Origin of the sequence: Rhodovulum imhoffii, assembly GCF_003046545.1 — a bacterium.
GTDB lineage: Bacteria > Pseudomonadota > Alphaproteobacteria > Rhodobacterales > Rhodobacteraceae > Rhodovulum > Rhodovulum imhoffii.
Map to the genome: position 1 here is coordinate 19,857 of NZ_QAAA01000005.1, position 24,569 is coordinate 44,425.

Sequence of the window (24,569 nt, forward strand, 5' to 3'; positions counted from 1 at the left end):
CCGGCGCCCGAAAATCACGCGGCGTTCTCGCGCGCGTCGTCCTGAAGCCATTTCAGAACGGTTTCAGGCGAGGAGACACCATAAGGGTCTTCGCCGTGGTTGTCGCACAGGCCCGGCTCTTCGAACCAGGCCTCGATCACACCATCCCTGACGACTGCGGCGTAGCGCCAGGACCGCAACCCGAAGCCGAGATTGTCCTTGCGCACCAACATACCGACACGGCGGGTGAATTCGCCCGCGCCATCGGGGATGACCTTGATGTTCTTGATGCCCTGCCATTCGGCCCATTTGTTCATGACGAAGCTGTCATTGACGCTGAGGCAGTAGATGTCGTCGATCCCAAGGGCCTTGAAATCGTCGAATCCGTTCTCGTACCCCGGCAACTGATAGGTCGAGCAAGTCGGGGTAAAGGCGCCAGGCAGGGCAAACAGCACCACGCGCTTGCCGGCAAAATAGTCGGCAGTGGTCTTGTCTTCCCAGCGGAAGGGGTTCGGGCCGTCGACGCTGTCATCACGAATGCGGGTATGGAAGGTCACGTCGGGCAGGCGAAAACCTGGGGTCATTTGGGTGCTCCGGTATTGAACATGTTGGCTCGCGGCCAGTATTTTGCGATTGCAGCATTAGGACAATTCCAACCGCTCCTCAACCGCCTCTCCTCGGGAAAGATGGAATTTGGGCGTTACATTTTGGGCGCATCGGATTAAGTAGTGCGCACAAACAGAGGTACCCCATGCGCGATCTGAAGAACCCCACCCAGCGCCACCCGGAAAAAGCCCACCGTCCGGATAATGCCCAGCCGAAGAAACCGGCGTGGATTCGGGTCCGCGCACCGGGCGGGGCGGGGTATCGGGACACGCACCGGATCATGCGTCAGCACGGGCTTTCGACCGTGTGTGAGGAGGCCGGCTGCCCGAACGTGGGGGAATGCTGGTCCCACGGTCATGCGACGATGATGATCATGGGGGAGATATGTACCCGTGGCTGTACCTTCTGCAATGTCGCGACGGGCCGCCCCGAAGCTCTCGATATGTTCGAGCCGGGACGGGTGGCCGATGCGGTGGCGAAACTGGGGCTGAAGCATGTGGTCATCACGTCGGTGGATCGGGACGATCTCGAAGACGGGGGGGCAGAGCATTTCGCCCAGACGATCCGCGCGGTGCGTCGCCGCGCGCCGGAGACGACGATCGAAATTCTCACCCCCGATTTTCTGAAATGCGCCCCCTCTGCGCTGGAAACCGTGGTTGCGGAAAAGCCCGATGTGTTCAACCACAACCTTGAAACGGTGCCTGGCCTTTACCCCGAGGTGCGCCCTGGCGCGCGTTATTTCCACAGTTTGCGTCTGCTGCAACGGGTGAAGGAAATCTCCCCGGCGATGTTTACCAAGTCCGGCATCATGGTCGGGCTGGGAGAAGACAGGAGTGCCGTGCATCAGGTGATGGACGACTTGCGCGCGGCGGACGTGGATTTTCTGACCATCGGGCAGTACCTTCAACCCACCCCGAAACATCACGCGGTGGCGGAGTTCATCACTCCCGAAGCGTTCAGGGCCTATGAAAAGGCTGCTTACGGCAAGGGGTTTCTCATGGTTTCTGCCACGCCGCTCACGCGGTCAAGCTATCACGCGGGGGAGGATTTCGCCCGTCTGCGTGCCGTGCGGCTTGAAAAGCTGGGTCTGGCCTAGAACCTGCCGCGGGGCACCTGATTGGGGGTTAGCCATTGGGGCCAGCCGACCAGCCTGTCGATGGCGAAAAGCGCCGCGCACAGCAGGATGATCGCGGCGATGAATTTTACCCGGCCTTCGCTGGGCGGGTTCTGGGCCCAGCGTTTTGCCCGCAGAAGCCAGCGGTAATTCATGTGAACCTCACCTTTCCGATATAAGGCAGGTTGCGGTTGTTCTGGGCATAGTCAATCCCGTAGCCGACCACGAACTCGTCCGGGATGTCGAATCCGACCCAATCCGCAGACATGTCCACCTCGCGCCGGGCGGGTTTGTCCAGCAAGGCGCAAACCTTCAGTCTGCGGGGCTTTCGCGCACTCAGCAGGTGGCGCACATGATGCAGGGTGTAGCCGGTATCGACGATGTCTTCCACCACCAGGACGTCGCGGCCCGCGATTTCTCCGCGCAGATCCTTCAGGATGCGGACCTCGCGGGAGCTTTCCGTCATGCTGCCGTAGGAGGACGCTTCCAGGAAGTCGACCTCGACCGGCAGCGACAGTTCGCGCACAAGATCGGCAATGAAGATGAAGGAGCCTCGCAAAAGCCCCACCACGACAAGCTTATCGGTATCGGAAAAACAGGCGCTGATTTCACCTGCCAGCGCCTCGACGCGCGCGGCGATGGTCTTGGCGGAGATCATCTCGTCGATGACATATGGGTCTTGAGGCATGACTTACCCTTGATCTTGGCGCTGTGACGGGTCAAATGGCGCCCCAAAGTGAAGTAACCCCCCTTAGCGCATGCCGACCCATACCGAAAACCGCGAAATGCCCTACACCGCGCAACAGATGTACGATCTGGTGGCCGATGTCGCATCCTATCCGCAGTTTCTGCCCTGGACGGCGGCGGCACGCATCCGGTCTCTGACGCCGATAGAGGGGGGGGAGTTGATGAAGGCCGATCTGGTTGTTTCCTTCAAGGTTTTCCGGGAGCGGTTTGGCAGCCGGGTCAGACTGTGGCATGACGACCTCAGGATAGATACCGAGTATCTTGATGGTCCGTTTCGTCACATGAAATCCTACTGGAAATTCCGCGACGTTGAAGAAAACCGTTGCGCGGTGGAATTTTTCGTGGATTTCGAGTTCAAGAACCGTGTGCTTCAGGGCGTCATCGGCGCCGTATTCAATGAGGCCATGCAGCGCATCGTACGTGCCTTTGAACGCCGGGCCGAGGATCTTTACGGCAAGCGTTGATCCAGTGCAGCGATCAGCAGGCGCAAGGCATGGTCGCGCGTGGCGGCACGCACCCCGGCGCGACCAAGAGGGCCGAACTCAAGCATTTCGGTATGGACAGTGCCCTGACAGGCCAGACCAAACCATACGCGTCCTTCGGGCTTGTTGTCCGATCCTCCGGGGCCGGCGATTCCGGTCACGGATACCGCCAGTGTGGCCTTCGAACGCATCAGGGCACCTTCGGCCATCTCTGCCGCGACCCGTTCCGAGACGGCGCCATGCTCGGTCAGGGTTTGTTCCCGTACGCCCAGCATGTCCTGCTTGGCGATGTTCGAATAGGTCACGAAGCCACGATCGAAAATCGCGGAAGAGCCGGCCTCGTCGGTAATCGCGGCAGCGATCAGGCCGCCGGTACAGCTTTCGGCGGTGGCGATCGTTGCGCCACGCTCGCGGGCCAGCGGCAGGAGAATGCCGGCCAGGGACCTCACATCAGGAATTTGTGCCATAGGAACGCAAGAATAAGTACCACGGTTGCCGCCGCAATTCCGGCAAAAATATCATCCAACATGACGCCAAGGGGCGTTTTCCTGCGGTCGGCCCAGCCGATCGGGCCGGGCTTGACGATATCGAACAGGCGAAAGCACAAGAACGCCGCGATCCAGCCCGGATAAAGCGCCAGAATGTCCGCCCGGGCCAGGGTGGCGCCGATGGAGACGGGCCAGAGCGCCACCCACATCCCGGCCACCTCGTCGATCACGAACTCGCTTTTGTCCGGGTCGGCGGTGCCGTACGTGGCCTGTGCCACCGCCCACCACCCGATCACCGTGACGGCGATGGTCGCGTGGACGACCAGCGCCACTCCGCCGAGAACGTGCAGGACCCAGAACAATGGCAACGCCGCCAGCGACCCCCACGTTCCCGGCGCGGGGCGCAGGTGGCCGACACCGAACAAGGTCGCGACAAGGCGGCTCATTCCTGCACCAGAGTCACGGTGGCAAGTGCCGCGATACCTTCTTCCCGACCGGTGAAGCCCAGCCGCTCCGAGGTGGTTGCCTTCACGCTCATGCGGTCTTGCGCCACCCCCATCAGGCGGGACATCTCGGCGCGCATTCGGCTGGCATGGGGGCCGATCCTGGGGTGTTCGCAGATCAGCGTCAGGTCGGCATTCGCGATACGGTAGCCCCGCCTGCCGGCCAGTTCCACCGCGTGCTTAAGGAAAATATCGCTGGCCGCGCCCTTCCATTCTGGGTCCGAAGGCGGGAAATGCTGGCCGATATCCCCCTCGGCCAGTGCTCCGTAGATGGCGTCGGTCACGGCGTGCATGCCCACATCTGCGTCCGAGTGTCCCTTGAGCGCCTTGTCATGAGGCACGGTAACACCGCACAGGATGACCCCGTCGCCTTCGCAGAACGCGTGTACGTCGAAACCGTTGCCGATGCGAATATCCATCTTTCTCTCCTGCAAGATCCGCGTTGCGCGCGCGAAATCCCCCGGATGGGTGATTTTCAGATTGTCCTCATCCCCTTCGACGATGGCAACGTCAAGACCGGCGGCCAGCGCCACTTCGACATCGTCCGCCGCGCCGCCGGTATGTTCAGCATGGGCCCTGCGAATCGCGCGCAGGTGAAACCCCTGCGGTGTCTGTGCGCGCAACAGCCCCGCACGTGGATGCGGCGCGGCAACCTTGCCGTTTTCGCCTTTCCACAACGCGTCGGTCACCGGCAGGGCCGGGGCCGCCCCGGGATGTTCGCTCAGCGCGTCCAGCACCCGGTCGATCAGCGCCGCGCCGACCAGTGGGCGGGCCCCGTCATGGATCAGCACCGCCTGCTGCCCCTCGGACACCGCCGCCAGTCCCGCCTGGACAGAAGCATCCCGCGTTTTGCCGCCCTTGACGGTGGTCAGCGGGATTTCCAGCCCGGCCATGGCTTCGCGGAACAGGGCGTCATCTTCGGGGTGAAGGACCACGACAACCTGCGACACCCGCGGATGCGCGGCAAAAGCCATCACCGTGCGTGCCAGTACCGCGCGCCCGGCAAGCGGCTGATACTGCTTGGGTTTATCCCCTCCGGCGCGGGTCCCCCGGCCCGCGGCCACAATCAACGCGGTGGTCTGCATGCGTCCCCCGAAACTGGTTTGCGTCTGTTTAGGCGGTGGCGCGATGTAGGGCAATGGGGCATTCGGACCACGATAAAACGCCTAAAAAACAGGCGAAACAGGTTTCGGGGGCGGTTTCTCGGGCAGTTTCGTTGCGGTCGGGCCTGCCTGGGGCTAAATCTCTGAAAAACTGCACAAGGATTGGGCGCTTGGATATCCGGATTGCAACCAGGACAGTTTCTCCGCCGGTTTTTCTCGCCCCGCTGGCAGGCGTTACCGATCTTCCGTTCCGTCGGTTGGTTTCCCGGTTCGGTGCCGGGCTGGTGGTTTCGGAAATGGTTGCCAGCCAGGATGTCGTGCGGGCCAGGCCCGGTATCCGCGAACGGGCGGAACTGGGCCTTGGTGCCGATAACACCGCCGTGCAACTTGCCGGTCGTGACGCCTATTGGATGGCCGAGGCCGCACGTTTTGTGGAGGGGCAGGGCGCCCGGATCATCGATATCAACATGGGGTGCCCGGCGAAGAAGGTGGTAAATGGGTATTCCGGCTCCGCTCTGATGCGCGATCTCGATCATGCGGTGGCGCTGATCCGGGCGGTGGTGGGGGCTGTTTCGGTGCCGGTGACGCTGAAAACCCGGCTGGGTTGGGACGACACGTCAAGGAACGCTCCGGAACTGTCCCGGCGGGCGGAGGCGGAGGGTATCGCCATGGTCACGGTTCATGGCCGTACGCGCTGTCAGTTTTACAAGGGCCGTGCGGACTGGGCCTCGATCCGCGCGGTCAGGGACGCGGTCCGGATCCCCGTGATCGCCAATGGCGATATCGTGGATGCGGGGACCGCCCGGAAGGCGCTGAAGCAATCAGGGGCCGATGGCGTGATGGTGGGGCGTGGCGCACAGGGCCGCCCCTGGCTGCCGGCCCGGATCGCCGCACGGCTTTACGGAACGCCGGCGCCGAAAATCCCTGCCGGTCCCGCGTTGGCGGAGGTGGTCGCGGAGCATTACGAGGCCATGTTGTCCTTCTACGGGGCGGAGCTTGGCATCCGGGTCGCACGCAAGCACCTTGGCTGGTACATGGATACGGTCGCAACGCCCGCGCCTGTACGCAGGCAGTTGCTGACAGAGCGTGATCCGGCTGTCGTTCTGCGCCTGCTGCCAGAGGCGCTGAGCGCGGGTATCGCCGCATGAGCCCGCCCGATGAACTGATCTGGCCGTCATTACCGGTTCCGGGGCTGGTTCTGGATGGGCGGGACCGGATCGAGGCGCTCAACCCCGCGGCGGAACTGTTCTTCAACGCGACCCAAAAGGCTCTTGCGGGAGCCCCCCTGTGGGACCGGCTGGCCGTGGATGCCCCCCTGGACGAAGCGTTTTCCCGCGTGCGGGCCAATCAGGCCCCGCTGTTCATCAATGATGTGGATGTGAGTTCGGGCGAGCGTGCGCCGGTTTTGTGCAGCATCCAGATCGCGCCGCTTTCCGATCGTTCCGGGCGGATCCTGGTCCTGGTTTCGCCGCGTGAGATTGCCGGCCGTCTGGGGCGTGCGCAATCGGTGAAAACCGCAGCCAAATCGGCTATTGGCATGGCGGAGATGCTGGCCCATGAAATCAAGAACCCCCTGGCAGGCATCACCGGAGCGGCGCAGCTTCTTTCGATGACCCTTAAGGGGGAGGACCTTGAACTGACCGATCTGATCGTTGCCGAAAGCCGTCGTATCGTGAAGCTTCTGGAGCAGGTCGAGCAGTTCGGAAATGTCCGCCCGCCCGAATGCCACGCCGTGAACATTCACGATGTGCTGGACAGGGCCCGGCGATCGGCGGCGGTGGGGTTTGCCGCGAACATGGTCATCGAGGACGATTACGACCCCTCACTGCCCTGTACATGGGGGGACGGGGACCAGCTTTTGCAAGTGTTTCAAAACCTGTTGCGCAATGCCGCACAGGCCGCGGGCGCACAGGGGGGCAGGATTCGCCTGCGCACGTTCTATGAGCAATCCCTGCGGCTGCGCCATCCCGACGGCAGCGGCAAACCCATACCGCTTCAGGTGGAGATCATCGACAATGGCCCGGGCCTGCCGCCGGAAATCGCCGCCGACATATTCGACCCGTTCGTTTCCGGGCGCGAGAACGGGACCGGCCTTGGGCTGGCGCTCGTCTCCAAGATCATTTCAGAGCATGACGGCTGGATCACGGTGGATTCGGTGCCCGGGCACACCGTGTTCCGCGTTTCCCTGCCCATCGCCCCCAAGCCAACGAAGGATGAAGACTGATGGACGGAACTGTCCTTGTTGCCGACGACGACCGCACGATCCGCACGGTGCTGACACAGGCGCTGACCCGCGCGGGGTGCAAGGTACATGCAACCAGTGCGCTGACGACCCTGATGCGCTGGATCGGAGAGGGAAAGGGCGATCTGGTCATCTCCGACGTGGTGATGCCCGACGGTAACGGGCTGGAGATGCTGCCGCGCATATCCGAATTGCGGCCGGGGTTGCCAGTGATCGTGATCTCGGCCCAGAACACGATCATGACTGCCATTCAGGCCGCCGAAGCAGAGGCCTATGACTACCTGCCAAAGCCCTTCGATCTGCCTGACCTGATGAAACGTGCCGCCCGCGCCCTGGAAAGCCAGCGCCGCCGGGCCTCGAGCGAGGAAGGCCCCGTCCCCCTGACCGAGCAGGACGACCTGCCGCTGGTGGGGCGCACTCCGCAGATGCAGGCGATCTACCGCCTTGTCGCGCGGGTGCTCAATGCCGATCTGCCGGTACTTGTGTCTGGCGAGTCCGGGACCGGAAAGTCGCTTCTGGCCCGCGCGCTGCACGATCTTTCAGACCGTCGCGCGCTGCCTTTCGTCGTCGCGACGGCTGCCGATCTTGACGGGGCCGAGGGCCCTTCGACGCTTGTCGCGCGGGCGCGCGGAGGGTCGGTCCTGTTTGATGAGATCGCCGACTTCCCGATGGAGGCGCAGGGCCGCATCGTGCGAATGCTGGACAGTTTCGGGGATGGGGCGCCGCGGGTCATGGCATCCACCCAGAGCGATCTGAGTGCGCGGATGGAGGCCGGGAACTTCCGGCAAGACCTGTTCTACCGCCTGGACGGGGTTACACTGTCTCTGCCCCCCCTGCGTGAGCGGGTTGAAGACATTCCCCTGCTGGCGGCCCATTTTCTTGGCCGGGCGGAACGGGACGCACCGTCGCGGCGCCTGTCCGCTGATGCCCTGGAGCTGATTCGTGCCTACAGTTGGCCCGGAAACGTCCGCCAGTTGGAAAATACCCTGCGCAGCCTCGTTGTCACCAGTGCGGAGCCGGTCATATCCCGTGCGGAAGTCGAGGCCCTGCTTGGCCGTCAGCCCAGGCTTGAACCCCTGACCGGGGGAGAGAGCGACAAGCTGTCCGCCTCCGTCGCCAGGCATTTGCGGAGATATTTCGATCTGCACGGCGGTGCGTTGCCCTCGCCGGGGCTGTATCCGCGCATCCTGCGCGAGGTGGAGGCGCCGCTGATCGAGATTGCCCTCGATGCCACGGGGGGCAACCAGGCCCGCTGTGCCGAGTTGCTGGGGATCAACAGAAATACGCTGCGGAAAAAGATCAACGATCTGGATATCCGCGTGACACGGCGCCGCAAGTTGATGTAAATTCGCAACATCAGCGTGGCCCGGTGGACGCATCCCCCACGCAAGGCGGCGAGAGGCAGACGTGGCGCGCGCGAGAACACGACCGAATCTTGACAGGCTTCTGCGTCTGCGCCGACAGAAGCGTGTACAGACTCTGGCCACGTTCAGCCTTGTCCTGCTGGGGCCCATACTGGCGGTGGCCACCTTCCTGATGCTTGGGCCGCTGGAGCTTGGGGCGAGTTCAAACGGGTTGCGCGTCATACTTCTGGCGGATCTCGTGTACGCGCTTCTGGTCGCGGCGCTGGTTTTTGCCCGCGTCATACAAATGGTTGCGGCGCGGCGGCGGCGTTCGGCAGGGTCGCGGCTGCACCTGCGGCTGACCGGCGTTTTCGCCCTGATTGCGTTGCTGCCGACGGTATTGGTGGCCGTGTTCGCGGGGCTGACCATCAATGTCGGGCTGGAGGGGTGGTTCTCTGACCGGGTCCGGCAGGTGGTGGGCGCATCGCTTTCCGCCGCCGAGGCGTATGAGGATGAGCACCGAAAGGACCTTTCGCAGGATGCGCTGGCGCTTGCCGGGTATCTGAACATTGCCCGTCAGGCGACTTATTTCCTTTCGGACGGCGAGATCCGCCAGTTGCTGACACAAGGGCAATCACGTGTGCAGCGCGGGCTGAAGGAAGCCTATGTGATCGACGGGGCCGGTACTATCCAGGCGCGGGGGGAACGATCCTATCTTTTCGATTACGAACAGCCCGATCCCGCGCAGCTTCGGCGGGCCCGGTCCGAAGACGTGGTGATCATCGAGGATTGGGACAACAACGAATTCCGTGCCCTGGTCGCACTGGAGGAATTCGCGGATCGTTACCTTTACATTTCCAGGACGGTCGATGGCGAATTGCTGAGCCTGCTGGACGATACCCAGCAAACGGCACGGTTCTACAGGCAACTGGAAAGCGAGCGCGGGCGGTTGCTGTTCGAGTTCAGCCTGCTCTATCTCGGGTTCGCGGTGATCCTGATCCTCGCCGCGATCTGGCTGGGTCTTTGGTTTGCCGAACGTCTGTCGAGGCCTGTCGGGCGGCTGGCGGGCGCGGCGCAGCGGGTTGGCTCGGGCGATCTGGACGTGCGTGTCCTCGAGGAGGAAGGCGAGGATGAAATCGCCATGCTGGGACGGTTGTTCAACCAGATGACCGGACAGCTCAAACTTCAGCGCGAGGCCTTGCTGGACACCAACCGCCAGATCGAGGCCCGGCGCAGGTTGTTCGATTCGGTTCTGTCCTCGGTTACGGCGGGGGTTATCGGCCTGGACGCGGACGGGCGGATCGATTTCATGAACCGTTCGGCTCGCATCCTGTTGGAAATGGAGACAGATGGGGCGGAAGGGCGGCCGATTGCCGGGACGGTGCCCGAGTTCGCCCCGCTGTTCGACAGGCTGCGGGAGAGCGGGCGCGACGTCGCACAGGAAGAATTACGCCTGGCCCGCCATGGCACCCTGGAAACCCTGCTGGTCCGTATCGCGACGCGCTGTAACTCTGAAGGGGCGCCGGAAGGCTACGTGGTGGCCTTTGACGACGTAACCGATCTTGTCACCGCGCAACGTATGGCGGCGTGGGGGGATGTGGCGCGGCGTATCGCCCACGAAATCAAGAACCCGTTGACGCCGATTCAGCTCTCTGCAGAGCGCATCAAGCGCAAGTTCCGCGCCCCGCTGGGCGATCAGGCCGAGGCGCTGGACCAGTTGACCGATGTCATTGTTCGTCAGACCAATGATCTGCGCCGCATCGTGGATGAATTTTCAAAGTTCGCCCGCATGCCGGTCCCCGAACGCAAGCCGACCGATCTGGCTGTGTTGTTGCGCGACGCGGTGCTTTTGCAGGAAGCCGGGCAACCGGGTGTACGTTTCGTGACATCCTTTCCCGATGTCGCGGTGATGGCGGACGTGGACGGCACGATGATTTCGCAGGCCTTGACGAATATATTGAAGAATGCTGGAGAGGCATTTGAAAAATATGATGAAAAACATCCTGAAATTCATGTGTCCCTGCGGTTGGAGGGTGGGTGTGCCGTGATTGCAGTGGCCGATAACGGCCCCGGCCTGCCTTCGGATCGTACCCGGCTTCTGGAGCCCTACGTCACCACGCGTGACAAGGGGACCGGGCTGGGTCTGCCGATCGTGAAGAAAATTGCCGAAGAACATGGCGGTGGGCTGGCGCTTCTGGATGCGCACCCCTTTGCCGAGGGGGCGCCTGCGGGCGCGCTGATCGAAATTCGTCTGCCGGTGCAAGAGGAGGCCCTGACCCGCCCTCCGGCGCCGGTGGCTGTTTGAGGAGACCTTCATGGGCGACATTCTGATTGTCGATGACGAACGCGACATCCGGGAACTGATTTCCGAAATTCTCTGCGACGAAGGCTATACCACGCGTCTGGCCGCCAACGCGGACGAGTGTCTGAAGGAAATCAATGCCGAGCCGCCCGCGCTCATGATTCTCGATATCTGGCTCAAGGACAGCCACATGGATGGGATCGATATCCTGACCAAAACCCGGCGCGACAACCCCGACATCCCCGTGGTGATCATCTCCGGCCACGGCAACATCGAGATCGCGGTAGCCGCAATCAAACAGGGAGCCTACGATTTCATTGAAAAACCTTTCAATATCGACCAGTTGACCGTCGTCATCAGTCGTGCGATGGAAGCTGCCCGTCTGCGCCGCGAGAATCAGGAACTGCGCCGCAGGGATGTGCGCTCCGCCCAAATGGTGGGCGACAGCCCGGCGTTTCGGGCGCTCAGGAGCCAGCTTGAAAAGGTGACCAACTCCAATGGCCGGGTGATGCTGAGCGGTCCGGCGGGCAGCGGCAAGGAGGTTGCCGCCCGGTTCATACATGCCAATTCCAACCGGGCGGAGGGGCCGTTCGTTTCGGTCAACTGCGCTACCATTGCGCCCGAAAGGATGGAGGAAGTTCTGTTCGGACGCTCGGGCGCCGAACGAAGGGTGGAGCCCGGCCTGCTGGAACAGGCCCATGGCGGTGTATTGTTTTTCGACGAGGTTGCCGACATGCCGCCGGGAACCCAGTCCAAGATCCTGCGCGTTCTTGTCGATCAGCAGTTTCAACGTCTTGGCAGCAGCGATAACGTGCGTGTGGACCTGCGGGTGATTTCCTCGACCAACCGGGATCTTCAGGCGGAGATTGCCGCCGGCCGTTTCCGTGAGGAACTTTACCACCGGCTCAACGTGGTGCCGGTCGTGGTGCCCGCGCTGGAGGATCGCCGCGAAGACATTCCCCTTCTGGCGGTTCACTTCATCGAGGAACTCCACCGTGCCCAGGGGCTTGCACGGCGCCAGCTCAGCGACGAGGCGGTCGCGCTTTTGCAGACGATGGCCTGGCCGGGCAATATCCGCCAGCTCAAGAACGTTCTGGAGAGGGTGCTTATTCTCGGTGATGGAAACGGGCCGATCACGGCGCAGGAATTGCCCGAAAGCCAGCCGCCCGGAGAGGGGCGGGCGATGCTTTCGGGGGTGTTGGCCACGTTGCCCCTGCGTGAGGCCCGCGAAGTGTTCGAAAGAGAATACCTTCTGACCCAGATCAATCGATTCGGGGGGAATATCTCACGCACGGCGACCTTCGTGGGAATGGAACGCTCTGCCTTGCATCGCAAGCTGAAATCGCTTGGGGTTTCCACGACATCGCGGACCAGGGGGCGGGCGGCGCATCTGGAACCCGAAGGCCGCGAAGATTGACCGCCCTCCCGGCATCTGCAAAGGATGAATCCGGCTTCGCAAGCGGAAACCTGGCATGAAAGTCATCATCTGTGGGGCAGGGCAGGTCGGCTGGCAGATCGCCCGGCACCTGTCCGGCGAAAAGAACGACGTTACCATCGTCGATATGAGCGGCGATCTGATCCGCCGCGCCACCGAGGCGCTGGATGTACAGGGCGTCGTGGGCCACGCATCCTACCCAGACATCCTTGAACGCGCGGGCGCGCGCGATGCGGACATGATCATTGCCGCGACCTATTCGGATGAGGTGAACATGGTCACCTGTCAGGTGGCGCACTCGGTTTTTGCGGTTCCGCGGAAAATCGCCCGGTTGCGTGCGCAGTCCTACCTCACGGCGATCTATTCCGATCTTTACCGCCGGGACCACATGCCCATCGACGTGGTCATCAGCCCCGAACGCGAGGTTGCCGAGGCCGCGCTCCAACGCCTTGCCGCGCCTTCGGCTTTCGATACGGAATATTTTCTGCAAGGGCAGGCCCAGCTTTTGGGGATCACGCTGGAGGCCCACTGCCCGGTACTCAACACGCCGCTGCGTCAGTTGAGCGATCTGTTCTCCACCTTGCGGGCGATCGTGGTGGGGATACGACGCAAGGATGGCGCGCTTTTTTCTCCCGAGCCCGGCGACCAGCTGTTCGAAGGGGATCAGGCCTATGTCTTCTCCCATGTCGAGGACGTGGAGCGGACGATGGAGATATTCGGCAAGGAATCCCGCAAACAGGAGCGGGTGGTGATCATCGGGGGCGGCAATGTCGGGTTGACAGTGGCGCAGGCGTTGGAAAAAGGCCCCCAACGGGTCCGTGCCAAGGTGATCGAGCGGGACCGCGCCCGTGCCGAGGCGGCCGCCGACGCGCTGGAACGCACCATCGTTCTCAACGGTGACGGGTTGGACATGGCATTGCTCGATGAGGCCAATATCGACCGTGCGGATGCCGTTCTGGCGGTCACCGACGATGACAAGACCAATCTTCTGGTGGCGGTACGCGCAAAAATGGCCGGTTGTCCGATGGCGATCTGCCTGGTCAACGACCCATCCCTGGTGCCTCTGATGGGGCCGCTGGACGTCGATGCCTATATCAACCCTCGGGCAACGACCGTCAGTTCGATCCTGCGCCATATCCGACATGGCCGGGTGCGGGGGGTCTATTCCATTGGGGATGCCGAAGCCGAAGTGATCGAGGCGCAGGTGCTTTCCACCTCGCCCATGGCGGGCCGCAGCATCCGGGACATCGACTTTCCCGAAGGTGCGCTTGTGGGGGCGTTGACGAAAGAGGGCAAGGTGGTTCGGCCCAGCGGCTCGACCCGGATCGAGGAAGGCGACGTGGTCGCGATCTTCTCCTTGTCCGCCGATGTGCCCGAGGTGGAGCGCCTGTTGCAGGTCTCCATCGACTTCTTCTAGGCCGATGCATCGGCTGTCATCCCTGCCGCTGCTTGTGATCCTGATGGGGATCGGGGCGGCGGCCATGTATTTACCCGCATTCCTGGGCCTTGCGATGCGCGACTGGGAGGCCTGGCGGGCATTTTTCTACGGGGGGACGCTGTTTTTGTTCCTGACCGTGCTGATTGCCATGGCCACGGCCGGGCGCCGGCCCCAGCGGCGTGGCCGCAGCCATCTTCTGGCGATGCTGGCAGCCTATCTTGCGCTGCCGGTGATGCTGGCGGTCCCGTTCCAGGAGTCCGTGGGAAATACGAGTTTTCTGAACGCTTATTTCGAGATGGTGTCTTCCATCACCACGACGGGCGCCACGCTTTTCGACATTCCCGCCCGCCTGACCCCGGCAGAGCACCTGTGGCGGGCGCTGGTGGCATGGCTGGGGGGGTTTCTTTTGTGGCTGACCGCGCTTGCCATCCTCGCCCCGATGAACCTGGGAGGGTTCGAGGTCACCGCGGCGCTGGGGGGGGCTGGTGAACAACGCCGGTCAGAGCAGGAACTTGGCGCGATGAGCGGGGATCCGCAGGAACGCCTGATCAGGTTCGCGCCAAAACTTTTCCCGGTTTATGGCGGGCTGACGGCGGGTCTTTGGCTGTTGCTGCTGGTCGGGGGAGAGGGCCCCTTCGTTGCCATCTGTCACGCGATGTCGACAATGGCCAGTTCGGGCATCTCTCCGGTCGGGGGTATGGAAGGTGCAAGAAGTGGAATCGCCGGGGAGATATTTCTGTTTTTCTTTTTTCTTTTCGCGATTTCCCGGCAAACCTTCATGCTGGATTTTCGGGCCGAAGGGTGGCGTCGGCTGCGCGACGATCTCGAGTTTCGTATCGGTCTCGCGATTACGTTGATGGTTACGCTGTTTCTGTTCGCGCGTCACTGGCTGGGTGCCTATGAGGTGTCAATGCAGGAAAATCTGGGCGCTGCCTTTTCCGCGCTTTGGGGCAGCCTGTTTACGGTATTGTCGTTTCTTTCGACGACGGGGTTCGTTTCGGCGGACTGGTCGGCTTCGCGGGAGTGGTCCGGTTTGCAAACGCCGGGGATGATCCTGCTTGGTCTGGCGGTGTTCGGTGGCGGGGTTGCCACAACCGCCGGGGGGGTCAAGCTGTTGCGTATTTATGCCCTGTACAAACATGGCCTGCGGGAGATGGAAAAGCTGATCCACCCGTCTTCGGTCGGGGGGGCGGGGGCGTTTGCCCGGCGAATCCGACGGCAAGGGGCCTATATCGCATGGTTGTTTTTCATGATGTTCGCGCTATCCGTGGCGCTGGTGATGGTGCTGCTTTCTGCGGCGGGGCTGAATTTCGAGTCCTCGATGGTCCTGACCGTGGCCGCGCTGACGACCACCGGCCCCCTTGCCGGTGCGGGGGTGGACCCGGGGTTGAGCTATGCCGCGCTCGGGGACGGTGCAAAGATGATTCTGTGTGGCGCAATGGTGTTGGGCCGGTTGGAAACGCTTGTGATTGTTGCGCTCTTCAATCCGGAGTTCTGGCGAAACTGATATGACGAATGTTTCTGCGGATGCTAAAATTTCCGGTGGAGGGGCTGGAAACTCGCGCGGGGGCACTCCATAATCTCAGTGGGAAATCTTGCCCGTGGCAGGACAAACAGAAAAAGGCGAAAAGCATGGCTGCCGACAGACAAAATTTGCAAGATGCGTTTCTTAATCATGTCCGGAAGACAAAGGTTCCGGTCACGATTTTCCTGATAAACGGGGTCAAGCTCCAGGGCGTGATTACCTGGTTCGATAATTTTTGTGTCTTGTTGCGTCGGGATGGGCAGTCGCAGCTTGTTTACAAGCATGCGATCTCTACCATCATGCCCGCGCAACCGATCAATCTGTATGACGGTGAGGATTGAGCCCGAACCTGCTTGACCATAGCCCCCGGACCACACGTGCCTGGGTGCTGCACCCCGACATTACTGCGCATCGCCACCGCCGCGCCGCCGACCCCGCGCTGGAGGAGGCCGTTTCCCTCGCCGCTGCGTTGCCGGGGCTGAAGGTTTGCGGCGCCGAAATCGTACCGCTTGCGAAGACACGTCCGGGTTTTTTGTTCGGTGTCGGCAAGATCGAAGACCTTGCCGCCCGGTTTGGCGAAAACGATATTGAGCTGGTCCTGGTCGACGGCCCGCTCACGCCCGTTCAGCAGCGGAATCTGGAGCACGCCTGGAAGGTCAAGATCCTCGACCGGACCGGGCTGATCCTTGAAATTTTTGCCGATCGTGCCCGCACGCGGGAAGGCGTGTTGCAGGTAGACCTGGCGGCACTGTCGTATCAGCGTACGCGCCTGGTTCGCGCCTGGACCCATCTTGAACGCCAGCGTGGCGGACTTGGGTTCGTGGGCGGCCCCGGTGAGACCCAGATCGAGGCCGACCGCCGTGCGATCGACGAGTCGATCGCACGCCTGCGCCGCCAGCTTGCCAAGGTGGTGAAAACCCGCGATTTGCACCGTGCCGCCCGGCGCAAGATCCCGTTTCCCACTGTGGCGCTGGTCGGGTATACCAACGCGGGAAAGTCGACGCTGTTCAATCGTCTGACTGGGGCGGAGGTGATGGCAAAGGACATGCTTTTTGCCACGCTCGACCCGACGATGCGGGGGCTGACCCTGCCGTCCGGCCAGCGGGCGATCCTGAGCGATACGGTGGGGTTCATTTCCGATCTGCCGACACAGCTTGTGGCGGCGTTCCGCGCCACGCTGGAAGATGTTCTGGAGGCCGACGTGATCTTGCATGTGCGGGACATTTCCGCACCCGAAACCGATGCGCAGGCGCGGGATGTAGAGGCGATCTTGCAGGATCTGGGTGTGGCCGAACAGGTGCCTGTGATCGAGGTCTGGAACAAGCTCGACCAGGTGGGCGAGACACGCGTGGCACTGGAAACACGCGCGGAACGGCAGGAAAACGTATTTGCCCTGTCGGCGCTGACCGGAGAGGGGATTGCGCCATTGCTGAGCCGCGTTTCCGCCTTGCTGACCGCGCCCAGGGCCGAGAAAACCCTTCATCTGGGTTTCGATCAGGGCCGGGCGCGGGCCTGGCTGCATGCACAGGAGGTCGTGATTGAGGAGAGCAGCACCGAAGAGGGCTATATTCTCATCGTCCGTTGGACAGAACGACAGGAAAGCGAATACCGCGCCCTAAGGTCGGGGGATTGCACCGGAACGCGGTGATTCACGTTTCGAAATCGCAGGCGGCGATATGAGCGACCTTTTCTTGCAGCCGCGACAAGGGAGGCACTTCTGACGTCTTGCCTCCGAAGTTCCATGACTGCCCGTGGGATGACGATCGGGTGTGTTGGCGGGGGAAATTCTTCAATTCGTGGGCTGCACCGGTGCGCGGCAAAGGTGTCTGGGTGAGACATTCCTTGAGAGGCGGCTGGTGGGGTGAGGCGTCCAGGCCGGGCGCGGAGAGGTCGCATGCCGCCTTTGAAAGGAAAAGGGATCGCCTCTGCTCCCCGTCATGACAGGGCGGAAAAGGGGCGATCCCCGCGCAAGGATCTGTATATCCCGCGCCACGAGGTCGAAAACAGCGCGTTCGCTTCACAGACCGGAGACCGTAAAACGCCATGACAGATCCGGGCGGTGTTTCTTTCTGCCCGTGTCCGCGCTGTCGTCACTTCCTGATCATGTGTCCTGGGCCCTTGTGCCCGTAAAGTCCACACGAGGCAGCAAGATCGTAGCGGCTGGGTCTGAAAGGCCCATTCTACTCCACCAGCCTGACCAGGGCATGACGCTTTTTGCCGGCGCTCAGCTTGATCGGTTCCGCCAGCGCGGCGGCGTCGATCATCAGTCCGGCATCGGTCAGCGGTGCGTCGTTCAGGCGCGCACCGTTATCCGCGATCAGACGCTTGGCCTCCTTGCCCGTTCTGGCCAGTCCCGAGCGGGTAATCAGCTGCACCACGGAAATGCCATCGCCCAGGTCTTCGGTACTCAGCACCAGCGTGGGCAGATCGTCCCCAACGCCCCCCCCGGCAAAGACTTCGTGCGCGGTGGCTGCGGCGGCTTCGGCCGCCGCAGCGCCATGGCACAGGCGCGTCACCTCGTTGGCAAGGATCGCTTTTGCCGCGTTGATATCGCTGCCCTCCAGTGCGCCAAGACGGTCGCATTCTTCCACCGGCAACTCGGTGTAGAGTTTCAGGAACCGGCCCACATCGGCGTCGGTCGTGTTGCGCCAGAACTGCCAGAACTCATAGGGGCTGAGCATTCCGGCATTCAGCCAGATCGCGCCGCCGGCGGATTTGCCCATCTTGCGCCCGTCCGAGGTGGTCAGCAACGGCGAGGTCAGTCCGAATACCTCCCGGTCGATGATCCGGCGCGTCAGGTCGATCCCGTTGACAATGTTCCCCCACTGATCGGAGCCGCCCATCTGCAACGCGCAGCCATACCGGCGGTTGAGCTCCAGAAAATCGTAGGCCTGGAGGATCATGTAGTTGAATTCAAGGAACGAGAGCGACTGTTCCCGGTCGAGCCGTGACTTGACGCTTTCGAAGCTCAGCATTCGGTTGACGGAGAAATGCCGTCCGATATCGCGCAGGAAGTCGAGATAGTTCAGATCGTCCAGCCACTCGGCGTTGTTGAGCATGATCGCATCGGTCGCGCCCTCGCCATAGCTCAGGTACTTGGCGAAAACCTGTTTCATGCCCGCGATATTGGCGTCGATCTGTTCCGGGGTCAGCAGGGGGCGTTCTTCCGAGCGGAAGGAAGGGTCGCCGATCTTTGTTGTGCCGCCGCCCATCAGGGTGATGGGTTTGTGCCCGGTCTTCTGCAACCAGCGCAGCATCATGATGTTTAGCAGGTGCCCCACATGCAGGGACTGCGCCGTGGCGTCATAGCCGATATAAGTGGGAACCACCCCCGCCATCAGAGCTTCGTCCAGGCCCTGATAATCGGTGCAGTCGGCCAGGAAGCCGCGCTCGATCATCACGCGCAGGAAGTCGGATTTGGGGTGGTATGTCATTTGCCCTTTTCCTTGGTTGGATTTTCGTCTGTGATATAGCCGCACCGGCAAGGAAGGGAAAGGCCATGCGAAACACGACGATGCGCGCCCTGGGGGCGATGTCGGGCACTTCGCTGGATGGGGTGGATGCGGCGGTGGTGGAAACCGACGGCTTGCGCATCGTTGGGTTTGGTAAAACCGCCTACCGCCCTTATTCCGATGATGAACGCGCCTGCCTGAGCGCCGCCCTGGGCCAATGGCCGGGCGGGCCGGACGTGGCAAGGGCCGCCGCGGTTGTCGACACTGCCCACCGCGAGGTGCTGAGGTCTTTCAAGGATGTGGATGTCATCGGGTTTCATGGCCAGACGCTGGCCCATGATCCGGCCCGCGGGCGAACTCACCAGGCGGGGGACGGACTGGCACTGGCGCAGGGGCTTGGTGTGCCGGTGGTCTGGGATTTTCGTACCAACGACATGGCCGAAGGGGGGCAGGGCGCACCGTTCGCGCCGTTCTTTCACTTCGCCTGTGCGCAGTGGATAAAGGCCGGGGGACCGGTGGCGTTTCTGAATCTCGGCGGTGTGGGAAACCTGACCTGGGTGGACCCGAGCCGGCCTGCGCCGGAAAGTCCGGGGGCGCTTCTGGCCTTCGATACCGGCCCCGCCAATGCGCCGCTGAACGACCTGATGCAGGCCCGCCGGGCTTTGCCGTTCGATGACGGCGGGGCCCTTGCCGCGCAGGGCCGTGTTGAGGAAAATGCGATCGCAGAGTTCCTGTGCCACCCGTTTTTTACCCGCCGCCCCCCGAAATCCCTGGATCGTAACGATTTCCCGCACCTCTCCGATGCCGTTGCGGGCCTGTCGGACGCGGATGCCGCCGCCACCCTGACCGAGGCCGTTGCCGCCAGCGTTGCACGCGGGCTGAAACATTGCCCGGTTGTTCCGGCACGCCTGCTGGTGACGGGGGGCGGACGGTTGAACCCCGTGATGATGCGCGCGCTGGCCTGCCGTACCGGCATACCCGCCCTGCCGGTGGAGGCGGTCGGCCTGAATGGCGATATGCTGGAGGCCCAGGCCTTTGCCTTTCTCTCTGTGCGCGCCATGCGGGGGATGCCGCTGTCCGCGCCGGGGACAACGGGTGTGCGTATGCCGGTCAGTGGCGGAAAAATGAGCCACTAAGGCCCTGATTTCAGAATACTATTGTATGCTGCGCTGCGGCAAAAATTTCTTGCGCCCTCTTGCCGCACCGCGGCGAAGGTGCTAGTCAGGGCGCGTCGGCACCACGGTGCCGCATTTTCCGGAATTGATCAGACGCGGATTCCTCCGCGCACCCTGTCGGTGCGCGCTGCTTCGCGTTTTGCCCGAAGGAGACATGAGATGCCGATCGAAGAGATGTGCGCCAGAATCGTCGCTTTTGCCCGCCACTGCGGGCACGATGGCATGGCCCCGCACAATGCGGCCCAAAGCAGGGGATGGCTGGATGACGTTGGCCACCCCACCAAGGACGGGCGCGCCCTTTTGGATGCCCTGCGTGAACAGGACAATACCCGCGGTATTTTCCGCGCCGTGATCTGAAGCGGTGCGCCGCCCAAAGGCGGCGCAACCGTCTTATTTCAGGATTGAGCGGCCTGCGTATTCAGCCGTGTCGCCCAACATTTCCTCGATGCGGATCAACTGGTTGTATTTCGCCAGCCGGTCGGAGCGCGACAGAGATCCGGTCTTGATCTGACCGCAATTGGTCGCCACGGCAAGGTCGGCGATGGTAGTGTCTTCGGTTTCCCCGGAGCGATGGCTCATGACGTTGGTGTAGCGCGCGCGATGGGCCATCTCAACGGCAGCAAGGGTCTCTGTCAGGCTGCCGATCTGGTTCACCTTTACCAGCATGGAGTTTCCAACCCCTGCCGCGATTCCCTCGGCCAGGCGGATGGGGTTGGTCACGAACAGGTCGTCTCCCACCAGTTGGACCGAACTGCCCAGTTTTTCGGTCAGCAGCTTCCAGCCGTCCCAGTCATCCTCTGCGCAACCATCCTCGATGGAGACGATCGGGTAATCGGCGCAAAGCCCGGCAAGGTAATCCACGTTTTCCGCGGCGCCGAGGCTCAGCCCTTCGCCTTTCATCTGATACTTTCCGTCCCTGAAATACTCCGTCGAGGCACAGTCCAGCGCCAGGCAGATGTCCTCACCGGGCTTGTAGCCTGCCTTGTCGATCGAGCGCAGGATGAAATCCAGCGCCTCACGGGTGGAAGACAGGTTCGGCGCGAAGCCGCCTTCGTCCCCGATGCCGGTGTTGTGCCCGGCGGCGGAGAGTTCCTTCCTGAGCGTGTGAAACACTTCGGAACCCATGCGCACCGCATCGCGAATGTTGCCCGCACTGACCGGCATGATCATGAATTCCTGGATGTCGATCGGGTTGTCGGCGTGTTCGCCGCCGTTGATGATATTCATCATCGGCACCGGCAGAACCCGCGCCGAGGTGCCGCCGATATAGCGATAAAGTGGCTGCATGGTGAAATCCGCCGCCGCCCTGGCGCAGGCCAGCGACACGCCCAGGATAGCGTTTGCGCCCAGTCGGGCCTTGTTGTCGGTACCGTCCAGTGCTGTCATCGCCTGATCGATGGCGACCTGCTCGGTCGCGTCGAAACCGATGAGCGTTTCCGCAATCTCGCCGTTGACGGCGGCCACGGCCTCCAGAACCCCCTTTCCCATATAGCGGTTCCGGTCGCCGTCGCGTTTTTCCACCGCCTCATGTGCGCCGGTGGAGGCACCCGATGGGACTGCGGCGCGGCCCATCGTGCCATCTTCGAGAAGAACGTCGACCTCAACGGTGGGGTTGCCCCGGCTGTCGAGGATTTCGCGGCCGATAATGTCGATGATGGTACTCATGCGCCGTCCTGTATCTTGGTGTTGTGACTTCACGTGCTTTCTAGCGTCGGGCACCGCGCAAGGAAAGGGTGCGTTCGCGCCACAACGTATACAGCCCCGAGGCAATGATGATTCCGGCCCCGGTCAGGGTCATGGTGTCTGGCCGTTCGCCGAAGGCGAGAACACCGATGAACAGGGCAAAGACAAGTCGTGTATAGCGAAACGGCGTGACAACGGCGATTTCCCCGATCCGCATGGCCTCGACGATCATGTAATAGCCCAGCGCCCCGGCCAGCATCGCGCCGGCCAGTTGCGCCCACATCATCGGAGCGACCGGGCGTGCCCCTTCGCCGAAAGCCAGCATTGCAAGCCCAAGCGGGATCAGCATTGCGAAGGCGTAAGAAGACAGTTGCAGGCTGCCCACGCTGCGGGGGGTGGCACGGGTGGCAAGGTCGCGGATCGCCAGGCCGATCACCCCCAGTACAGCGAAAAGAGAGGCCGGTTCAAACCCTTCAAGGCCGGGGCGTATAATCACCAGCACACCCAGCAAGCCCACGGCGATGGCGCTCCATCGCCGCCAGCCGACCTGCGCGCCCATGAAAATTGCCGCGCCCAGCGTTACCACAAGGGGGGTGGCCTGCAAGATCGCGCTCGCGCTGGACAGCGGCGTCAGGGCCAGGGCCATCACGAAGCCGAAGGTTCCAGACAGTTCGCCGAAGTTACGCAGTATGACCGGGCCGCTCAAGAGCGCCTTCGACCACAGCCGCTGTCCGCGCGACAGGGCCATTATCCCAAAGATCAACGCCCCACCCGCGCCTAGGGTTGCCAAAATCTGGCCGACCGGCAGGTTCCCCGACAGCATCTTGATGAACATGTCTTCAACGGCGAACGCCGCCATTGCGGCGACCATCAGCACAATGCCGCGCAGGTTTTCCATTTTCGGGACTCGCAGGTTTCGTGGGAGGTTTTCCCAGCCGTAGCCTGCCCGTGTCCGGAAGGGAAGGGGGCTGCCTTCAGTTCCGGGGTTTTTTCCGGAGCGGGACCCCGTAAAGCTCCAGCCGGTGGCCCTTGAGGCGATAGCCCAGCTTTTTTGCAATCCGTTCTTGCAGGGCTTCGATCTCGGGATCGACAAATTCGATCACCGCGCCATTGCTCAGGTCGATCAGGTGATCATGGTGATCTCGCTCTGCGTCTTCGTAGCGGGAACGGCCGTCGCCGAACTCCAGCTTTTCGATGATGCCCGCTTCCTCGAACAGTTTGACAGTGCGGTAAACCGTGGCGAGAGATATCTTCGCATCCACGGCGCTGGCGCGGGCATAAAGATCCTCAACGTCGGGATGGTCGGCACTGTCTTGCAGCACCTGCGCGATGATCCGGCGCTGCTCGGTCAGGCGGAGGCCGCGGGCCTCGCATCGGTCGATGATCGTCTCCGGCATCGCGATCCTCCGAAAGGTCTTTCGCGCGGGTTTATCCGCTGTGTGGACCGGATGCTACCGTTTTCAGACGCGGTGCGGGCTGTGTCAGGTGCCGCAAAAGGTTTGGCGTACGGTTTCCCCGGCTGCCGGAGGCTTTGTGAATTCATATGAAAAATGATTTGAAGCAAACGGTTGAATGCAAGAGCTCAGAAACTTCATGAACTGTGACATGTCGCCCCTGACCGCTGCGCCGATCGCGGCCTCCATCTGATGGTTGCGGGGGATCACAACCGGGTTGGCGCGGCGCATCCGCTCGACGCCACCGGGGGTGTCGCGGCGCAACCGGGCCTGCCATTCCGCCTGCCATGATGCGAACGCCGCGCGGTTTTTCAGCGGTGCCTCTCCCTCTGCCAGTGCACGGAACGTATTGGTGAAATCGGCCCGTTCAGCGGCCATCAGGTCAAGAAGGCGGTGGATCAGCTCCGCGTCTGCGGGGTCGTCGGTGGACAGTCCGATCTTGGGTCGGAAGACATCCAGCCATGCCTGCCGGAACAGGTTGGGGAAGCCGTTCAGGGCCCTTGTGCCCAGGTTAACGGCGTTTTCGCGGTTTTCATCCAGAACCGGCAACAGCGCCGTGGCGAGTTGGGCGAGGTTCCACACGGCGATATCCGCCTGGCGGGCATAGGCATAGCGCCCCTGCGCGTCAATGGAACTGAACACCGTTTCCGGGTGATAGCCATCCATGAAGGCACAGGGGCCATAATCGATGGTTTCGCCGGAAACGGCCATGTTATCGGTGTTCATGACCCCGTGGATAAAGCCCACACCCATCCATTGCGCAACCAGCCGTGCCTGCGCCGCGATGACCGACTTTAGAAAATCCAGCGCGGTTTCCGCTTGTGGAAAATGCCGTTGGCGTGCGTGATCGGTTAGCAGGCGCAGGGCTTCGGTATCGTTGCGGGCAGCGAAATACTGGAACGTGCCCACCCGGATGTGGCTGGCGGCCACACGGGTCAGAACCGCGCCGGGCAGGCGGGTCTGGCGGTAAACGTCTTCGCCTGTGGCAACGGCGGCAAGCGCGCGGGTGGTGGGAATCCCCAGCGCGTGCATCGCCTCACTGACAAGATATTCCCGCAGGACCGGGCCCAGCCACGCGCGGCCGTCGCCCATGCGGCTGTAGGGTGTGGGGCCGGCGCCTTTCAACTGGATGTCGCGGCGCTGACCGTTGCGGTCGATCACCTCGCCAAGAAGGATCGCGCGTCCATCGCCCAGCCGGGGAACGAAACCGCCGAACTGGTGTCCGGCATAAACCTGCGCCAGCGGGGCCGCGCCATCGGGCACCAGGTTGCCCGCCAGAATCTGCACACCTTCCGGACCGCGCAGCGTATCCGGCAGGCCCAGCTCTGCGGCGAGAGGGGCGTTCAGGACAAGAAGCGCCGGCGCGCGCACGGGGGTGGGGGGCTGCCGGGTGTAAAACCGGGCGGGAAGCCGGGCGTAACTGTTATCGAACGGGATCATGAGGCGCAATCTAGGGCGCAGCGGGCGAAGGCAATGGGCGATTGACGGAATACGCGCA

The 24,569-nt window shown here is 62.6% G+C and carries 24 protein-coding genes; 13 read left to right on the top strand and 11 right to left on the bottom strand.

Going from position 1 to position 24,569, the window contains the following annotated elements; translation table 11 throughout:
• Positions 1 to 14 precede the first annotated feature (14 nt).
• A complete protein-coding gene (locus C8N32_RS05475) occupies positions 15 to 563 on the bottom strand; it encodes a peroxiredoxin (protein WP_107891479.1) in 549 nt (182 codons plus the stop codon).
• A 167-nt stretch (positions 564 to 730) separates the two neighbouring features.
• Between C8N32_RS05475 and lipA the strand changes: the two genes are divergently transcribed.
• Positions 731 to 1,681: a lipoyl synthase gene (gene lipA / locus C8N32_RS05480; RefSeq protein ID WP_107891480.1), complete on the top strand. Its 951-nt coding sequence runs from the start codon at positions 731 to 733 to the stop codon at positions 1,679 to 1,681.
• Here lipA and C8N32_RS14940 read toward each other — a convergent pair.
• Together C8N32_RS14940 and hpt are read right to left on the bottom strand one after the other, a co-directional pair.
• Entirely contained in the window at positions 1,678 to 1,854 is a 177-nt protein-coding gene (locus C8N32_RS14940; protein WP_170106741.1) for a hypothetical protein, read from the bottom strand. The genes lipA and C8N32_RS14940 overlap by 4 nt on opposite strands.
• On the bottom strand, positions 1,851 to 2,387 hold the full coding sequence (hpt, locus tag C8N32_RS05485; protein ID WP_107891481.1) for a hypoxanthine phosphoribosyltransferase: 537 nt from the start codon (positions 2,385 to 2,387) through the stop codon (positions 1,851 to 1,853). Before hpt ends, C8N32_RS14940 begins: the two co-directional genes overlap by 4 nt.
• 70 nt (positions 2,388 to 2,457) lie before the next feature.
• Between hpt and C8N32_RS05490 the strand changes: the two genes are divergently transcribed.
• The gene (locus C8N32_RS05490) at positions 2,458 to 2,910 is read left to right on the top strand and encodes a type II toxin-antitoxin system RatA family toxin (RefSeq protein ID WP_107891482.1); all 453 of its coding nucleotides are present in this window, start codon (positions 2,458 to 2,460) and stop codon (positions 2,908 to 2,910) included.
• Here the strand turns inward: C8N32_RS05490 and C8N32_RS05495 are convergent.
• Genes C8N32_RS05495 through C8N32_RS05505 form a run of 3 tightly spaced genes read right to left on the bottom strand, consistent with a single transcriptional unit; the run spans position 2,895 to position 5,004 of the window.
• Complete coding sequence (locus C8N32_RS05495) at positions 2,895 to 3,377, bottom strand: CinA family protein (protein WP_244905900.1); 483 nt, start codon at positions 3,375 to 3,377, stop codon at positions 2,895 to 2,897. The two genes, C8N32_RS05490 and C8N32_RS05495, sit on opposite strands and share 16 nt — an antisense overlap.
• Positions 3,374 to 3,862 carry a phosphatidylglycerophosphatase A family protein gene (locus C8N32_RS05500; RefSeq protein WP_107891484.1) on the bottom strand — a complete coding sequence of 163 codons (489 nt, stop codon included), beginning with the start codon at positions 3,860 to 3,862 and terminating at the stop codon, positions 3,374 to 3,376. The genes C8N32_RS05495 and C8N32_RS05500 overlap by 4 nt, the downstream gene beginning before the upstream one ends.
• Complete coding sequence (locus tag C8N32_RS05505; protein WP_107891485.1) at positions 3,859 to 5,004, bottom strand: bifunctional 2-C-methyl-D-erythritol 4-phosphate cytidylyltransferase/2-C-methyl-D-erythritol 2,4-cyclodiphosphate synthase; 1,146 nt, start codon at positions 5,002 to 5,004, stop codon at positions 3,859 to 3,861. Before C8N32_RS05505 ends, C8N32_RS05500 begins: the two co-directional genes overlap by 4 nt.
• Positions 5,005 to 5,192: 188 nt before the next feature.
• On the opposite strand from C8N32_RS05505, the gene dusB reads away from it, so the two are divergent.
• The 9 genes from dusB to hflX all read left to right on the top strand — a co-directional run bounded on the left by dusB (position 5,193) and on the right by hflX (position 16,955).
• Complete coding sequence (dusB, locus tag C8N32_RS05510; protein ID WP_242509453.1) at positions 5,193 to 6,170, top strand: tRNA dihydrouridine synthase DusB; 978 nt, start codon at positions 5,193 to 5,195, stop codon at positions 6,168 to 6,170.
• The gene (locus tag C8N32_RS05515) at positions 6,167 to 7,246 is read left to right on the top strand and encodes a two-component system sensor histidine kinase NtrB (protein ID WP_107891487.1); all 1,080 of its coding nucleotides are present in this window, start codon (positions 6,167 to 6,169) and stop codon (positions 7,244 to 7,246) included. Before dusB ends, C8N32_RS05515 begins: the two co-directional genes overlap by 4 nt.
• On the top strand, positions 7,246 to 8,610 hold the full coding sequence (locus C8N32_RS05520) for a response regulator (RefSeq protein ID WP_107891488.1): 1,365 nt from the start codon (positions 7,246 to 7,248) through the stop codon (positions 8,608 to 8,610). Before C8N32_RS05515 ends, C8N32_RS05520 begins: the two co-directional genes overlap by 1 nt.
• Before the next feature lie 61 nt (positions 8,611 to 8,671).
• Complete coding sequence (locus C8N32_RS05525; protein WP_107891489.1) at positions 8,672 to 10,912, top strand: sensor histidine kinase NtrY-like; 2,241 nt, start codon at positions 8,672 to 8,674, stop codon at positions 10,910 to 10,912.
• 10 nt (positions 10,913 to 10,922) lie between these two features.
• Positions 10,923 to 12,326: a nitrogen assimilation response regulator NtrX gene (gene ntrX / locus C8N32_RS05530; RefSeq protein ID WP_107891490.1), complete on the top strand. Its 1,404-nt coding sequence runs from the start codon at positions 10,923 to 10,925 to the stop codon at positions 12,324 to 12,326.
• Between the two features lie 55 nt (positions 12,327 to 12,381).
• A complete protein-coding gene (trkA, locus tag C8N32_RS05535) occupies positions 12,382 to 13,761 on the top strand; it encodes a Trk system potassium transporter TrkA (protein WP_107891491.1) in 1,380 nt (459 codons plus the stop codon).
• A gap of 4 nt (positions 13,762 to 13,765) precedes the next feature.
• A complete protein-coding gene (locus C8N32_RS05540) occupies positions 13,766 to 15,289 on the top strand; it encodes a TrkH family potassium uptake protein (protein WP_107891492.1) in 1,524 nt (507 codons plus the stop codon).
• Positions 15,290 to 15,414: 125 nt separating this feature from the next.
• Entirely contained in the window at positions 15,415 to 15,648 is a 234-nt protein-coding gene (gene hfq, locus C8N32_RS05545) for an RNA chaperone Hfq (RefSeq protein ID WP_107891634.1), read from the top strand.
• Positions 15,645 to 16,955, top strand: coding sequence for a GTPase HflX (gene hflX / locus C8N32_RS05550; protein WP_242509454.1), 1,311 nt, complete (start codon positions 15,645 to 15,647; stop codon positions 16,953 to 16,955). The genes hfq and hflX overlap by 4 nt, the downstream gene beginning before the upstream one ends.
• A 532-nt stretch (positions 16,956 to 17,487) precedes the next feature.
• Here the strand turns inward: hflX and tyrS are convergent.
• Positions 17,488 to 18,741, bottom strand: a complete 1,254-nt coding sequence (gene tyrS, locus C8N32_RS05555) for a tyrosine--tRNA ligase (RefSeq protein WP_107891493.1) — start codon at positions 18,739 to 18,741, stop codon at positions 17,488 to 17,490.
• A gap of 65 nt (positions 18,742 to 18,806) precedes the next feature.
• On the opposite strand from tyrS, the gene C8N32_RS05560 reads away from it, so the two are divergent.
• Together C8N32_RS05560 and C8N32_RS05565 are read left to right on the top strand one after the other, a co-directional pair.
• Complete coding sequence (locus tag C8N32_RS05560; RefSeq protein ID WP_242509455.1) at positions 18,807 to 19,895, top strand: anhydro-N-acetylmuramic acid kinase; 1,089 nt, start codon at positions 18,807 to 18,809, stop codon at positions 19,893 to 19,895.
• Positions 19,896 to 20,093: 198 nt separating this feature from the next.
• A complete protein-coding gene (locus C8N32_RS05565) occupies positions 20,094 to 20,291 on the top strand; it encodes a hypothetical protein (protein WP_107891494.1) in 198 nt (65 codons plus the stop codon).
• 33 nt (positions 20,292 to 20,324) lie between these two features.
• On the opposite strand, the gene eno is transcribed toward C8N32_RS05565, so the two are convergent.
• The 4 genes from eno to C8N32_RS05585 form a co-directional block, all read right to left on the bottom strand.
• Positions 20,325 to 21,599 (bottom strand): phosphopyruvate hydratase, encoded by a 1,275-nt coding sequence (gene eno / locus C8N32_RS05570; RefSeq protein ID WP_107891495.1) that lies wholly within the window; start codon positions 21,597 to 21,599, stop codon positions 20,325 to 20,327.
• 40 nt (positions 21,600 to 21,639) lie between these two features.
• On the bottom strand, positions 21,640 to 22,515 hold the full coding sequence (locus C8N32_RS05575) for a DMT family transporter (RefSeq protein WP_107891496.1): 876 nt from the start codon (positions 22,513 to 22,515) through the stop codon (positions 21,640 to 21,642).
• A 76-nt stretch (positions 22,516 to 22,591) separates the two neighbouring features.
• Entirely contained in the window at positions 22,592 to 23,014 is a 423-nt protein-coding gene (locus tag C8N32_RS05580) for a Fur family transcriptional regulator (protein WP_107891497.1), read from the bottom strand.
• A gap of 84 nt (positions 23,015 to 23,098) precedes the next feature.
• Positions 23,099 to 24,520 carry a protein adenylyltransferase SelO gene (locus C8N32_RS05585; RefSeq protein ID WP_107891498.1) on the bottom strand — a complete coding sequence of 474 codons (1,422 nt, stop codon included), beginning with the start codon at positions 24,518 to 24,520 and terminating at the stop codon, positions 23,099 to 23,101.
• Between the last annotated feature and the right edge of the window lie 49 nt (positions 24,521 to 24,569).